Genomic DNA, 15,009 nt, shown 5'->3' with positions numbered 1-15,009 from the left:
TGAGGAGAGGATATAAATGGCTGAAGAACAGGTCGCCGATTATGTAATCGTGGGCGCGGGGAGCGCGGGCTGCGTGCTCGCCAACCGGCTGTCCGCGAATCCGGAAAACCAGGTGGTGTTGCTGGAAGCCGGCGCCGACGACCGGCCGAGCAAGGGCGGGCTCGGCCAGTTCTGGTCCAACATGATGGTTCATACGCCGATCGGTTTCGGCAAAACCTTGAACGATCCCAAGGTCAACTGGCTCTACGAGACAGAGGTCGACGAGGGTTCGGGCGGGCGGCCGCATAAATGGCCCAAGGGCAAGGTCCTGGGCGGTTCCTCCTCGATCAACGGACTGCTCTATATTCGCGGGCAATCGGCGGATTATGACGGCTGGCGGCAGATGGGTTGCGAGGGCTGGTCCTATGACGATGTGCTGCCCTATTTCCTGAAGGAGGAAAATCAGGAGCGCGGGGCGAACGATTGCCATGCCACGGGCGGTGGGCTCAACGTCGCCGATTTCCCCGGAAAGCACCCGATCTCCAAGGCGCTCATCGACGCCTGTGTCGAAGCGGGTATCCCCTATCGCGACGATATCAACACCGGCGAGCAGGAAGGCGTGACCTGGTTTCAGCTTACCTGGAAGAAGGGCAAGCGCTGTTCGGCGGCGGTCGCCTATCTCCATCCGGTCATGCACCGTTCCAACCTGACCGTCGAAACCCGGGCGATGACGACGCGAATCCTGTTCGAGGGCAAGCGCGCGATTGGCGTCGAGTTCGTCCAGAACGGCACAAAACGGACGGTTCGTGCGCGGCGTGAGGTGATCCTCGCGGCGGGGTCGGTAGAAAGCCCCAAGCTGCTCGAGGTGTCGGGCGTCGGGCAGGGCGCGGTGCTGCAGGAGCTTGGCGTCCCGGTCGTCCATGAACTTTCGGGCGTCGGCGAAAATCTGCAGGACCATTATATGATCGGCTGCCAGGCGCGGCTGAAACCCGGGACGCCTTCAGTCAACGACCTGGCGAGCGGCTTTTCGTTGGTGAAGGAAATCGCCAAATACGGCCTCACGCGGAAAGGGCTGCTCAGCTATGCGGTCGCCCACGGCACCGCCTTCGCCAAATCGCGCGAAGGGCTCGAAGTGCCGGACGTCCAGATCCATGTGATGGCGGCCAGCATGGACCTCGAGGTGCTGAATACGACTCAGGCATTGCAGCTCGAAAAGCTACCAGGGCTCGCGTCCAACCCTTGCCAGCTACGCCCGGAATCGCGTGGGCATATCCATGCCAAATCGCCGGACGGTACCGTCTATCCGAAGATTACACCCAACTATCTCTCCGATCCGATCGACCGCGATATGGCGGTTACCCAGCTCAAGATGACCCGGAACATCTGGCAGCAGCCGGCGATCGCGCAATATCTGGCCGAACCCGATCCCTTCGGCGCGACCGATGAGGAGATGTTCGCCTATGCGCAGCTTGCCGGCGGTACGCTTTATCACCCGGTCGGCACCTGCCGGATGGGCCATGACGAGAAGGCGGTCGTCGATGCGCGGCTGCGCGTGCGCGGCGTGGAGGGCCTGCGCGTGATCGACGCCTCGGTGATGCCCAAGATCGTCTCGGGCAACACCAATGCGGCAACCATGATGATCGGCGAAAAGGGCGCCGACATGATCCTTGCCGACGCGAAACAGGTGGCGGCGGCCTAGCGCCTAACCTTCAGGGTTGGCGGCGATCTTGAGCAGAGCTGCTGCGAGCTCTTCGGGCGTCGAGAGGAACGGGCTATGGTCGGCCTCCAGCGTCGTCACGGTCTTGCAGGGCGTCAATTCGTGCATCGTGCGCTGGTCTTCGATCGGGATCGTACGATCATGGACGCATTCGATATAGTGGCGCGGCACCGAACCGAACCGCTCGTCGCTGAGCTCCTGCTTCGTCTCGGTCGGCGCGTTGGGTTCGGCGACGAGCCGCTCGACCGCCGCCTCGGCAAGGTCGCGCGGTGAGAGCTGGGCGAAGACGGGGATCGCATTGGGCCCGTCGATTACCGTCGCCTTGCCGGAAGGATGGGGCAGGCGGATCGCCATGAAATCCGGGTTGCTCACCTGCTGTTCGCGGAATTCGGCGCGCGACAGGCCCCGCGGCACGAGCATCGCGCAAATATAGACAAGCGCATCGATAGCTTCAGGCGCAAGCTCCGCGGCCGGGCCGATAACGACGCCCGCGCGGCTATGGCCGGCCAGGATGACCGGCTTTTGCGGCGCGTTGCGGCACAGATCGGCGACGAACTCGGCCCAGCCCTGCAGGGTGACCGCGGCCAATTCCTCGTCGGTACCGCCCATGCCGGGAAGGTCCGGCGCGATTACCGCATGGCCTTCGGCCTCGAGCAGCGGGCGCAACTGGTCGTAGCACCAGCCGCCATGCCAGGCGCCATGGATCAGGACGAATGTGCTCATGCGGAAACAAGCTCTCCCTGCCGCACGAGCGCGGCGTTGAGCGTATTTTCCATCAGGCAGGCGATGGTCATGGGGCCGACCCCGCCGGGAACCGGCGTGATCGCGCCCGCGACATCGCGCGCTTCCTCGAAATCGACATCGCCGACAATGCGGTATCCGCCCTCGACCTTGGGCACGCGGGTCGTGCCGACATCGATGACGATGGCGCGGGGCTTGATCCAGTCGCCCCGGACGAGGCCAGGCCTGCCGACCGCGCTGATCAATATGTCCGCGCCGCGAGCGATGAAACGCGTGTCGCGCGTATGGATATGCGTTTGGGTAACCGTCGCCTTGGCCTCGAGCAGCAACGCAGCCATCGGCTTGCCGACGATATTCGATGACCCGATGACCACGGCGTGAAAGCCGGTAAGGTCCGGAATGATCGACTGGATCAACTTCATGCAGCCCGAGGGCGTACAGGGGATGAGCCCGCCGCTGCCCTGGGTCAGCCGCCCGGCGTTGAGTGCATGCAACCCGTCGACATCCTTGGCCGGATCGACCGCCGCCATAACCCGCAGCGTGTTCACATGTTCGGGGAGCGGAAGCTGGACGAGAATGCCGTCGATCTCGTCGCGCGCATTGAGCGTGGCGACCTCGTCGAGAACTGCACCCTCGTCGATATCGTCGGGCAACTGGATCGTTTCGGTGAGAAAGCCGAGTTCCTCCGCGCGGCGAACCTTGTTGCGGACATAGACATGGCTCGCCGGGTCGTCGCCGGCGATTATCACGGCAAGACCCGGTCTGCGGGCCAGTTGCGCGGCGCCCTTGCCCACGTCTTCGAGTACCTTACGAGCCAGCGCGCGCCCGTCGATGATCTGCGCAGTCATGTCTTACCTCTCCACAGGCCGGCGCGGAAATTGGCGACGGCTTCAGCCGGTCGCGCGAATCGGCGGCACCGGCTTTACGGCAAACTATGCATAGTTGCTTACAATTATTCCCTGCCGTCTCCGCTCCAGGTACGCAAGCCCGGTTTCGTGCGGTCCTCGGCTTTGAGCGCTTCCTGCACGGCAGGCCGGTCGGAAATCGTCTCGCGCCAGCGCACGAGATTGGGATATTTCTCATCGACACCCAGGTCCGGGAACATGCGGTTCACCATCAACCCGCAATGCGAATAGAAGTTGATATCCGCGAGCGTATAGGCGTCGCCGGCAAGATAGGCAGTGTCGTCCAGATGCGCCTCGATCTTGTCGAGCGCGTACACGATCTTCTCGGTGGCGTTGGCAAGATCGGCCTCGGAAAAGCCCGATCGCGCCGTGCGCCATTTCTTCTGCTGGTCGGGCAGGGGGATGTGGCTCATCAGTTCCTCGAACTTGTCGTCCTCGATCGATTGGGTGACGACCCGGATCAGCCGGTGCCAGCCATGCATAGAGACGAAGTTCATCACCTGCTCGTCGACAAACTTGTTCCAGTAGCGCATCCGCGCCGCGCCCACCGGATCGCGCGGGCGCAGCGGCCCTGATTCCGGCTGGTCATTGGGGAAAGCGTCTTCGAGATATTCGTTGATGACGGTCGTGTGGGTGATGATCGTCCCGTCATGATCGAGCACCGGCACCTGGCCCTCGGGGTTGATCGCGACGAACCAATCCGAATGCTGCTCGAACTGGTGCAGATCGACATAGTGGGACTCATATTCGAGCCCCTTTTCCTTGAGAGGAATCATCGATTTCAGCGAATTCGCCAGCGGCTCCGCATGGTAATATTTCAGGGTCATTAGCGGGCTTTCCAATAGACATAGGCGCGCGTTTCGATGGAAGCGCGCGGATTGGCGTCGGGATCGGGATTTTCGAAGGCCGTATGCGGGCAGCCCTGAACGCGATCGAGGTCGCTGTCGAAGGCCTTGAACAGCAAAGCTTCGCCGGGCGTCATGTTGCTGAACCAGTACCAGCGATGTTCGGGGTTCGCCTTGATCAGCGAGGAGCCAAACCGGATTTCGTCGGCCTCGGTCATACCCGGTCCGTCGATCCGCGCTTCGCCTTCCAGTCGGTCGCTATCGGCCATGGACGGCGCGGCGCAGACGGTGAGCGGCATGTCCTGCGGCGGCGGCGAGAGGACGCGCCAGATATTATAGGCGGCATAGCCCCCGGCAAGCAGGGCGTCCTTGTCCGGGTGATCGGCCAGATGCCGGACGGCGAACTCGTCGAAACTGGCGCGCGAATAATCGATATGGGCAAAGCCCGCGGGCATCGAATTGACGAGATCGGGGCGCGGCGTTTTCTGAGAAAAGCGCAGCACGCCGCCTTTGGTGACGACGACGTGATCGGCACCCATTTTTTCGCGGATCAGTTTTTCGATCTCGGCGGTGTAGGTTTCGGCCACTTCCTCGGGATCGTTGAAATCGCCGACGGCGCTTTCATGATCGACCAGTTCGAAGCCATCGCGTTCGATCTGCGGCCGGTCTTCGGCATCGCGCGTATCGATGATGGACACGCGATGGGTTTCGAGATCGAGATTGTCGCGCTCATGATCCTTGGCGTAGAAATAGGGCATGGAATCCATCGCCGCGACATAGTTGACGTCCGCTTCGATCGTTCGCGTCTTCTCAACCGCCGTTGCCATACTTCCTCTCCCGTATTGGCTTCAGACTTCCAGGGATTCGAGCACGCCGCCATCGACCGCCCAGTCTTGCCCGGTGACGTGGCTGGCAGCGTCCGACAGCAGGAAGGCCGCGACCTCGGCCAGCTCTTCCGGCGACCCCATCCGCCCCTGCGGAATGCGCGCGTCGATCTTGCCCTTCTGTTCAGGGGGGATGCGGTCGAGCGCCTCGGTACGAATGAAACCGGGAATGATGCAGTTGGCGCGCACATTATGCGGGGCCATTTCCACCGCGATCGCGCGGGTGAGGCCCAGCACGCCGTGTTTGGAAGCGACATAGGCCGGGTTCATCGCCATGCCACGCTTCGATCCCATGCTGCCGGTGACGAGGATCGCGCCCCTTTTCGCCGCGATCATTGGCGGCAGCACCTTCTGGATCGCCCAGAAAACGCTGATCAGATTAACCCGGATCGTTTCCTCGAAGGCGTCGGCCGGGAACTCGACAGCCGGCGTGAAGCCGCCCGTCAGCCCGGCATTGGCGAACAGGGCTTCGATGGGCCCGAAATGACTAGCGGCGGCATCGAGCGCCCCCTCGAGCTGGTTCTTGTCACCGACGTCGGCGGCAAAGCCGGCAGCGTGATCGCCGATACCGGCGACCTCTTCGTCGAGCACGTCCTTGCGCCGGGCGAACATCGAAACCCTCGCGCCGCGGCTGGCGAGCATCTGAGCGGTGACGAGCCCGATGCCGCTGGAGGCGCCGGTAACAGCTATATGCTTGCCTTCGAACCGGGAAGAATCGCTCATGAAAGGCCCAGAACGCGCGCCGCGTTGTCCTTCATGATCAGCGGCAGCACCTCTTCCTTGAAGCCCACTTCCTGCGCGGCCTTCAGCCATTTCATCGGATGGATGAGCGGGAAATCGCTGCCGAACATCATCTTATGCTTCAACTGCGTGTTCGCGTACTGGATAATCTGAGGCATGAAATATTTGGGGCTCCAGCCGGACAGGTCGATGAAGACATTCTCCTTGTGGAGCGCCATCGACAGGCTCTCGTCCACCCAGGGCCAGCTGGGATGGGCGAGGATGATTTTCATGTCGGGAAAATCGACCGCGACATCGTCGATCAGCATCGGCCGGCCATATTTCAGGCGCATGCCGCCGCCGCCGCGCATTCCCGTGCCCATGCCCGAATGGCCGGTGTGGAAGATCACGGGCAATTTATATTCGTTGATCACTTCGTAGATCGGATAGGCCATGCGATCCGCCGGGTGCGCGTTTTGCGCGATGCCGTGGAACTTAAAGCCTTTCACGCCGTAATTCTCGACCAGGTCCCGCGCTTCGCGGGCGCCATATTTGCCCTTGTGCGGATCGATAGAGGCGAAAGGGATCATGATGTCGAGATTGTCGGCGGCCAATTCGGCGATCTCGTAGTTGGACACCCGTTTCGCGCCCATGCCGGTCTCTGCATCGACGGTGAACATGCAAAAGGCGATCTGCTCTTCGCGATACAGCTCGATGATCTCGGGCATTTTCGGCCGTTCGCGCGGCGCCTTGAAATAGGCCGATGCCGCGTCGAAAAACTCGCCCATCACCGGGTCTTCCGGATCGTGGCACGAGACTTCGGCGTGGACATGAACGTCGATCGCCTTGAGCTTGGAAATATCCATGGGTCTTCCAGAAAATCGCCCCGGCACGATGGCCGGGGCGGTATCGTTTACAAGTTAGAGCGCGATAATGACCGACTTGGTTTCCATATAGGCTTCAACACCTTCGCGGCCCTGTTCACGGCCAAGGCCGGACTGTTTGAAACCGCCGAAGGGCAGCGCCGGATCGATGACCATGTGGCAATTGCCCCAAACGGTGCCGGCTTTCAGCTTGGCAGCGAGATGGTGCATGGCGGAGACGTCGCGGGTCCAGACCGAGGCGGCAAGGCCGAAAGGCGTATCGTTCGCCTGGCGGGCGACCTCGTCGAGATCGTCGAACCGCTGGGCGACGACGACGGGTCCGAAAATTTCCTCCTTCACCACCGTCATGTCCGGATTGACATCGACCATCACCGTCGGGCTGACATAATAGCCGTTCGGGCCAAGCGCTTCGCCGCCTGTTGCGATCGATGCCCCGGCCTTTTTGCCCTGGTCGATATAGTCCATCACCCGCTTGTGCTGTTCGTCGGAAACCAGCGGTCCCATCTGGGAATCGGGTGCGAGCGACGGCCCGACCCTCCATTTTTGCGCTGCATTCGCCACACCCTCGACGAGCTGGTCGAAAATATCCTTGTGCGCATAGAGGCGGGAACCGGCGACGCAGACCTGCCCGGCATTGAAGAAGATCGCGTTGGCCGCGCCGCCAGAGGTCTTCTCGACATCCACGTCCGGCAGAACCACGACTGGCGATTTGCCGCCGAGTTCCAGCGTCACATTTTTCAGCGAGTCGGTCGCGTTCTTGTTGATAACCTTGCCGATTTCGGTCGAACCGGTGAAGGCGACCTTGTCGACGTCGGGATGCTTGACCAGCCGGTCGCCGGCGGTGTGACCGTTGCCGGTGACGATGTTAATGACACCCGGCGGGAAGCCCGCAGCCTGCACCATATCGGCCAGCAAAAGCGCGGTCAGCGAGGTCTGCTCGGCCGGTTTCAGGATCACCGTGCAGCCTGCGGCGAGTGCCGGTGCGATCTTGAGGCAGGCCATCAGCAGCGGGAAGTTCCACGGCACGATCTGGGCGGCAACGCCAACCGGTTCCTGCCGGACATAAGCGTGGAAGGCACCCGACGGGGCGGCCATCGGATCGATGCAGTTGCCGCCGACCTTCGTAGCCCAGCCCGCCATATAGTGAAGCATGCCGGCGGCTGCCGGCACGTCGAGCTCACCGGCGATGGTCATCGGTTTGCCGTTGTCGATGGCCTCGAGTTCGGCGAACAGATGGCCGCGCTCGGATATCTGGTTGGCCAGCGCATGGATCATCGTCTCACGTGCGATCGGCATCAGCCCGGTCCAACGGCCGTCGTCAAAAGCCGTGCGCGCGGCGGCGACGGCTTTATCGACATCGGCATCCGAAGCATCGACAAAGCGCGACACTTCCTTGCCGTTCGACGGATCGATGACGGCCAGCGTCGCTTCATGCGTGGAATCGACCCAATCGCCGTTGATGAAAAGCTGCGGCTTGCGCTCGAGCGCCTTTTTCGCCTCGCCCGAATATTCGGGCTGGGCCATGATGTTGGTCATCTCGTTCATGGGACTTTCCTCTCCGTGAGTCGCTTCAAAACTTGGTTATAACCTATAACAGACCGGCAAAAGCCGCGTCATTCTTGATTCGTCAACCGCCTGCGGCTTCGAGATCGCGGTCCTGATGCGCGCGCGCGATCACATAATGCCGGATTGCCTGCGCCTGTTCGGCGCTCAGCACCGGGCTGAACGATACCATCCCGCGCGATGCGAGGGCACCGTCCATCACCACCGCATTCCAGCTTTCGCTATTTTCGAGCGTGCCCGAGCGGCGAAGATCGGGAACGATCGTGCCGGCGATCGCGGCATCGCCATGGCAGGCGCCACAATAGCGACCGAACAGATAGCCGCCTTCGGCGATCTGTTCCGGCGTGCCGCGCTGCGGGGGCGGATCCAGCGCCAGCTGCGGATAATCCGCTGCATCCGGCAGTTCTGCGGTGCCGCCGATCTTGAAGACGAGGAGCCGGCTGATATTGGGCAGTACGCCGGAGGTGCTGGCCAGCAGACCGGGCGCCATCGACCAGACGCCGCCCCATCCCGCAAGCACGGCGACATATTGTTCGCCGTCAATCTCATAGGTCATCGGCGCCGCGACGACGCCGGTCTGTACCGGCATCGACCAGAGTTCCGATCCATCTTCGGTGCTGAACGCTGCAAAATTACCGGCCGCCGAGCCCTGGAAGACGAGCCCGCCCCCCGTCGCCAGCACGCCGCCATTCCACGGGCCCTGATACTGGACCCGCCACCGCTCTTCCTGCGCCACCGGATCCCAGGCGATCAGCGCGCCGCGCGTTGCCGCCATCGCGCCGGCACGGGCACCCGCATCGGCGGGCATCGCGCCCGCCGCCATGTCGATGCCGACATTAAAGCCGAGCACCGCGGGCAGCCAGTCGGCTTCCGGGAAATAAGGGAAGGCCGCTTCGGCGGCAGGAATGAAGACGAGCCCGCTATTGGGGTCATAGGCCATCGGGTGCCAATTATGCGCTCCGCCTGCGCCGGGCATGGAGAGGAACGGCAGGCCGGTCCGGTCGTAGCGCGCCTCGGGATTTTCGATCGGCCGGCCGGTTTCGGGGTCGACGCCGGTTGCCCAGTTCATCGGCACATAATTATTGGCCGAAATGAATTCGCCGGTCTCGCGGTCGATAACGTAGAAGAAGCCGTTTTTCGGCGCCTGCATCAGCACATGCCGCGTTTCGCCATCGATTTCGAGATCGGCGAGGATCATGTGCTGGGTTGCGGTAAAGTCCCATGTCTCGCCCGGCGTTTCCTGGAAATGCCAGACATATTCACCGGTGTCCGGGCGGATCGCCACGATCGAGGAGAGATAGAGATTGTCGTTGTTGACGTCCTCGCCCTCGGGCGCGGGTGAGCGATAAGCCTGGTTCCACGGCGATCCGTTGCCGACGCCGATATACAGCAGATCGAGCTCGGGGTCGTAGGCCATCGAATCCCAGACGGTGCCGCCGCCGCCCAGCTCCCACCATTCGCCGTGCCAGGTTTCAGCCGCGGCTTGCAGATATTCCGGCTGCTCGCCGTTCGCGGGATTGTCCGGCACCGTGTAGAAACGCCAGAGCTGCTCGCCATTGTCCGCGTCATAGGCGGTAACATAACCGCGCACGCCATATTCGGCGCCGCCATTGCCGATGATGACCTTGCCGTCGATGATCCGCGGCGCGCCGGTGATCGTATAGGGCTGCTCCTGATCGACGGTAACGACGCTCCAGGCTTCTTCGCCGGTCGCACGGTCAAGCGCCACCAGCCGTCCGTCGAGCGTGCCGACGAAAAGCCGGTTGCCCCAAGCCGCAACGCCGCGATTGACCGCGTCGCAACAGGCCATGACGACGCGTTCGCGCGGTACCTCGGGATCGTAGGACCAGAGCAGCTCGCCGCTGCGCGCGTCATAGGCCTTCACCATCGACCAGGCGGTCGACACATAGAGCACGCCGTCGATCATCAGCGGCGTCGCTTCCTGCCCGCGTGCGGTATCGAGATCGGCAAACCAGGCAAGGCCGAGTTCGGAAACATTGTCGCGGTTGATCGCATCGAGCGGGCTGTAGCGCTGCTCGTCATAGGTGCGACCGACCGATAGCCACTCTCCGGGCGTTTCGTTTGCCGCGAGCAGGCGCGCGGTATCGACGCCGTCATCGCTGCCGCTGTTCGCACAGGCAGCCAGCGCCAATCCCAAACAAATCCCCGCAAATACCCTCATGGCGATCCTCTTTCCGCTCTTCTTGTTTTCCGTCCGGCCTAATTGACGAGCCGGTCGCTGTCTCCCCAATATTTCCGGCGCAGGACCTTCTTGTCCATCTTGCCCGCCGCGGTACGCGGAATGCTGTCGACGAACTCGACAGTCTTGGGCGCCTTGACGCCGCCGAGCCGAGCCTTGGCATGGGCGATGATCTCGTCCTCGGTGATTCCGTCGGCGACGACGGTGGCGTGGACCTGCTCGCCCCATTTTTCGTGCGGAATCCCGAAGACCACGGCCTCGCGCACTTGCGCCAGTTCGGTGATCGCCGCCTCGACTTCGGCGGTGAAGACGTTGAACCCGCCCGACACGATCATGTCCTTCTTGCGGTCGACGATATAGAGATAGCCTTCCTCGTCGAACTTGCCGACATCGCCGGTATGGTGCCAGCCGAACTGCCGCGCCTCGGCCGTCGCTTCGGGCATCTCGAAATAGCTGTGCGTGACCAGCGCGCCGCGGGCGCAAATCTCGCCGGCTTCGCCGAGCGGCACCTGGTTCCCGTCATCGTCGAGCAGCGCGACCTTGATGGACCGCGATATCTTGCCGCACGAAGCGAGCTTTTCGGGGGCCTCGCGCGCGAATTTCGCGACGTCTTCGGGCGGCAGCCAGGCGATGATCATCGGGCATTCGACCTGGCCATAGCTCTGGCACATGCACGGGCCGAAGGTATCGACGGCGATGCGCAGTTTTTCGGGGCTGCACGGGGAGCCGACGAGAATGAAGATGCGCAGGCTCGAATAATCGTGCTTGTCGATCTCCGGCGAGGCGAGCAGCTGGTACATGGCCGTCGGCGGCAGGTACATGTGGCTGACCTTATACTCCTCGATCGTCCGCAGTACGCGCTCGGCATCGAAGCCGGGCAGGATCACCTGGGTCGCGCCAAGGCACAGGGTTGCGAGCGCGATCGGCCCGGCGGCATGGGTGATCGGAGCCGATACCAGCGCCACCGGATTGTCGGTGCGCCCGCCCATCGCGTCCGAAGCGGTTTCGATCATCGTGCCCCAGCCGAGATTGGTGACGTTCGCGCCCTTGGACGGCCCCGTGGTGCCGCCGGTCGGCGCGATCAGCACGATATCTTCAAGGTTGCCGAAAGCATCGATCTCGGGCTCGACGAAATCGTCCGCGGAGACTCCATCGGTAAACTGTTCGAGCGAGGGATCGTCGCTGCCCGCGCTCGTGCTGCAAGGCTTGTCGATACAGACAAAGGTGTCGAGCGTATCGCAACGGCTGCGCAACTCGGTAACGCCGTCTGCGAGGCTGGAATGGTAAAACATCCACTGGCAGCGGACATAATCGATATAGCCGACATTGGCGTCCATGGCGTTACGCGTATTGACCGGGATCCACTTGCCGTTGACCCGCCAGATGGCGAGCAAAACGATCAGCAGCATGCCGCCATTGGGGCCGTATAGCCCGACATGATCCTGGCTTTTGAAGCCCGCCTTCTGCATCGCCGCGGCCACCCGTTCGGTCTCCGCCTTCACCTCGGCGAAAGTCCAGCTTTCGCCGGTTTCGGTATCGACGATGCAGGGGCGGTTCGGGTCGCGGTCGTGCCCGCGGTCGAAATAGTCTATGGATCGCATGCGTTCAGCCCCAGCGGTTGATTTCGGGCCCGGGGGCCCAGGCGGTTGTCGGATCGTCGGATTGTGCGCACGCCAGTGCCGCGGCGACCGAAGGACGGGCCTTGACGCGCACCATCCAGGCCGTCGCATTCTCCGCCCTGTCAAAAGCGCTCGGCAGGATCGAAACCATCCCGGCGAGCCAGGCATAGCTTTCAAGATCGGCGATCGAAAAATCGCCCATCAGCCAGTCGCGACCATCGGCAAGCCGCTCCTCCAGCTTGTCGACGGCTTCGGAAATCTTGGTCGCCGAATCTGCGACCTTGGCCTCGTCGAAATCGCCGTTTCGGATGTCGATCCAGCGCTGCTTCAGATCCACCGACGAGATAGCGTCGGTGAGCATATCGAAGGCTGGACCATCCAGATTCTTTAGTCTGGCGGTTCCGTGCGCACGGTTGCCGAGATAGGCAGCGGCCGGCGCGACACGCTCGATGATGTAGCGGCACCACATCATCATTTCCCAATGCGCCAAGGGGTCTGACGGTTGTAGCCCGGCCCCGCCCGCCCGTTCGTCGAGATATTGGGCGAGGAACACCGAATCCGCCATCGCTTCGCCATTCACTTCCAGCACGGGGCCTTCGCCCTCGATGCTCATCGCGCTTTCGACGCCGAGCGGCGCCTTGCGATGGCGTTCGCCGAGCGACAGGTCGATCGGGACCAGATCGGCGTCCAGACCGGTTTCGTAGAGCGCGGCGAGCACAGTCAGTGAAGGGCCGTTGGGTTCTCCGTGATAGAGGGTCATCATGCCCATCAGTCGATCTCCTCCATGACGAGCCGGTATCTCGAAGCGAGATCGGTGCGGCCCTTGGTCCAGGTCTCCTGGACCGCCGGTCGGTGATAGACCTGCTTCAGCCAGCGCATGATGTTGGGGGTTCTGTCTTTTCCCGCGAGATCGGGCTGCCCCAGCGGCAGCGAATAGGTCGAGTTGAACCAGTTGATGTCGGCGAGCGAATATTCGTCGCTGGCGACATAGTCGTGACGGCCGAGTTCGGCCTCGAGCATCTCCACGCCCAGCGCGACGCGGCGCTTCGATTCGGCCATTTCCGCGTCGGAGAAGTTGCCCGAGATCGCCTTGCGCCAGGCGGTCCGGCGTTCGGGCAGGGGGATGCGCTCGATGGCGGCGTCGAGCTCCGCCGGGTCTTTCTGGCGCACCGAGGGGCCGACGAACATGCTCCAGCCCAGCATGGAGAAGGATGGGCCGAGCCACTGGTCCATGAACTTCATCCACCAGCGGATCCGCCAGCGGGCCTGAACATCCTCCGGCATCAGGGCCGTGCCATCGAACGCCTCGTTCACATATTCCATGATGGCGGTGGACTCGGTCAGCACGCGGTCGCCATGTTTCATCACGGGGATGGTGCCGTTCGGATTCATCTTCAGATATTCCGGCTTGTGCTGATCGAAACTCAGAAGATCGGTGTAATGGCTTTCATAGGCGACGCCCTTTTCGGCGAGCGCCAACATCGGCTTGCCGGAATTTGCATTGGGCTCCCAGTGGTAGAGCGCGACCTGTTCGGTCATCGGCATTCACTCCTTTTCATGCCGGCCCCTCTTTCCGGGAGCTCGGCGGTTATTGGTGCGGTGTCGGGTGCCTGCAACCGGTGGGTTCGGCACATTTCACTTCGTGCAATTCGGATGCGCGGCCATCCTGCCGCCATGCCATCGGCATAGCGCAGCAGAAGCACGGCTCGGTCCCATTTCCAGATCGGTATCCTCTCATGCCGCCTTTCGGCGACTCGGCCATTTTCTTCGGCTCTTATTTGTATGTGTTACATACAATGAAACCGGAAATGTCAACGTCCGCTCGATACAGTGCGAGGATTGGAACGTCCTCCTCTGAACCTTTTACCCCTTTGCTATCTCAGAACGGCGTTGCGATCTGTTGTCCGTCGCGTATTGTATGCGAAACATTATAACGCGGTGGTGGGTGCGAGTGGCGATAATGGACAGGATCGATTTTCCGGATCCTAGGGATTCGGAGCCGCGGATAGACACCGGTGTCGATCCGCGCCGCGCAGCGATGCCTGCTACGGGCACCGGTCTTCCCGGGCGGACGCGCAATCCGGATAACGCTGCGTGACCGAGCCGCCCGTCGATGATTGGAACGGCGCACTGGGCGAACGCTGGCTCGCCAATATCGATGCCTTCGAATCGATGATCGCCCCGGTGGGCGAGGCCCTCTTGACCAAGGCGTCGATCGGCCCCGGCGAGGCGGTCGCCGATATCGGCTGCGGCTGCGGCCCCAACAGTTTCGATATCGCCAGGATCGTCGGCGCCGAGGGGCGGGTGACCGGGATCGATGTCTCGGGAAAATTGCTCGCAAAGGCGGAAGAAAGGCGGGCCGCTGCCGGACTGTCCAACGTCGCGTTCGTGCAGGCCGACGCGCAGACCGGGATTCCCGATGCTGCGCCGTTCGACAGGCTCTTCTCGCGCTTCGGGGTGATGTTCTTCGACGATACCCAGGCAGCGTTCGCCAATATGCGCGGCTGGCTGAAGCCCGGCGGCCATTTCACTTTCTCCTGTTGGGGACCGCCTGGGGAAAATCCCTGGATCGGGTTCGTCGCGGAAATCGTTGGCCGGCACGTCGCGATGCCGCTGCGCGATCCGGCGGGGCCGGGGCCCTTTCGCCTCGCCGATGCGCAAGCCACCGAGGCCATGCTGCGCGAAGCCGGATACGATTTCATCGAGATCGACCTGTGGCGCGGCGAGCAGCATCTGGGCGGCATGGGTGCCGATCCGGAAAGCGCCGCCGATTTCGTCATGGGCGCGCTCGGGATCGGCGAAGCGCTGAAGGACAGCGGAGCGGACATCATCGCCGATGTGCGGCGGGACGTTGTCGAAATCGTCAAACCCTATCACCGGGCAGGCGCCATCAGGATGGACGCCTCGGCCTGGTTCATCACCGTACGAAACCCGGCCTGAACGGCTGCGGGC

General features: G+C 62.6%; 13 protein-coding genes. 2 read left to right on the top strand and 11 right to left on the bottom strand.

What is annotated here, in order from left to right:
• The first annotated feature begins 16 nt into the window (after positions 1-16).
• On the top strand, positions 17-1,678 hold the full coding sequence (locus H6P80_RS13390; RefSeq protein ID WP_185801856.1) for a GMC family oxidoreductase: 1,662 nt from the start codon (positions 17-19) through the stop codon (positions 1,676-1,678).
• 3 nt (positions 1,679-1,681) lie between these two features.
• Here H6P80_RS13390 and H6P80_RS13385 read toward each other — a convergent pair whose 3' ends face one another.
• The 11 genes from H6P80_RS13385 to H6P80_RS13335 all read right to left on the bottom strand — a co-directional run bounded on the left by H6P80_RS13385 (position 1,682) and on the right by H6P80_RS13335 (position 13,596).
• On the bottom strand, positions 1,682-2,419 hold the full coding sequence (locus tag H6P80_RS13385; protein WP_185801855.1) for an alpha/beta fold hydrolase: 738 nt from the start codon (positions 2,417-2,419) through the stop codon (positions 1,682-1,684).
• Complete coding sequence (locus tag H6P80_RS13380) at positions 2,416-3,285, bottom strand: bifunctional 5,10-methylenetetrahydrofolate dehydrogenase/5,10-methenyltetrahydrofolate cyclohydrolase (protein ID WP_185801854.1); 870 nt, start codon at positions 3,283-3,285, stop codon at positions 2,416-2,418. Before H6P80_RS13380 ends, H6P80_RS13385 begins: the two co-directional genes overlap by 4 nt.
• A 104-nt stretch (positions 3,286-3,389) precedes the next feature.
• Positions 3,390-4,169, bottom strand: coding sequence for a glutathione S-transferase family protein (locus tag H6P80_RS13375; protein ID WP_185801853.1), 780 nt, complete (start codon positions 4,167-4,169; stop codon positions 3,390-3,392).
• Entirely contained in the window at positions 4,169-5,014 is an 846-nt protein-coding gene (locus H6P80_RS13370) for a CmcJ/NvfI family oxidoreductase (protein WP_185801852.1), read from the bottom strand. Before H6P80_RS13370 ends, H6P80_RS13375 begins: the two co-directional genes overlap by 1 nt.
• A gap of 21 nt (positions 5,015-5,035) precedes the next feature.
• Positions 5,036-5,794, bottom strand: a complete 759-nt coding sequence (locus H6P80_RS13365) for an SDR family NAD(P)-dependent oxidoreductase (protein ID WP_185801851.1) — start codon at positions 5,792-5,794, stop codon at positions 5,036-5,038.
• A complete protein-coding gene (locus H6P80_RS13360; protein WP_185801850.1) occupies positions 5,791-6,657 on the bottom strand; it encodes an amidohydrolase family protein in 867 nt (288 codons plus the stop codon). The genes H6P80_RS13365 and H6P80_RS13360 overlap by 4 nt, the downstream gene beginning before the upstream one ends.
• Positions 6,658-6,711: 54 nt before the next feature.
• On the bottom strand, positions 6,712-8,220 hold the full coding sequence (locus H6P80_RS13355) for an aldehyde dehydrogenase family protein (RefSeq protein WP_185801849.1): 1,509 nt from the start codon (positions 8,218-8,220) through the stop codon (positions 6,712-6,714).
• Between the two features lie 82 nt (positions 8,221-8,302).
• Complete coding sequence (locus H6P80_RS13350; protein WP_185801848.1) at positions 8,303-10,420, bottom strand: PQQ-dependent dehydrogenase, methanol/ethanol family; 2,118 nt, start codon at positions 10,418-10,420, stop codon at positions 8,303-8,305.
• A gap of 38 nt (positions 10,421-10,458) precedes the next feature.
• On the bottom strand, positions 10,459-12,039 hold the full coding sequence (locus tag H6P80_RS13345; RefSeq protein ID WP_185801847.1) for an AMP-binding protein: 1,581 nt from the start codon (positions 12,037-12,039) through the stop codon (positions 10,459-10,461).
• Between the two features lie 4 nt (positions 12,040-12,043).
• Positions 12,044-12,826: a glutathione S-transferase family protein gene (locus tag H6P80_RS13340; RefSeq protein ID WP_235973882.1), complete on the bottom strand. Its 783-nt coding sequence runs from the start codon at positions 12,824-12,826 to the stop codon at positions 12,044-12,046.
• Complete coding sequence (locus H6P80_RS13335; RefSeq protein ID WP_185801846.1) at positions 12,826-13,596, bottom strand: glutathione S-transferase family protein; 771 nt, start codon at positions 13,594-13,596, stop codon at positions 12,826-12,828. Before H6P80_RS13335 ends, H6P80_RS13340 begins: the two co-directional genes overlap by 1 nt.
• A 555-nt stretch (positions 13,597-14,151) precedes the next feature.
• On the opposite strand from H6P80_RS13335, the gene H6P80_RS13330 reads away from it, so the two are divergent.
• Positions 14,152-14,997, top strand: a complete 846-nt coding sequence (locus H6P80_RS13330) for a class I SAM-dependent methyltransferase (RefSeq protein ID WP_185801845.1) — start codon at positions 14,152-14,154, stop codon at positions 14,995-14,997.
• Positions 14,998-15,009 lie beyond the last annotated feature (12 nt).

The organism is Parasphingopyxis marina (assembly GCF_014237875.1).
Classification (GTDB): domain Bacteria; phylum Pseudomonadota; class Alphaproteobacteria; order Sphingomonadales; family Sphingomonadaceae; genus Parasphingopyxis; species Parasphingopyxis marina.
Note: the sequence above shows the minus strand (reverse complement) of the source record. Positions and strands in the feature narration are given on the sequence as shown.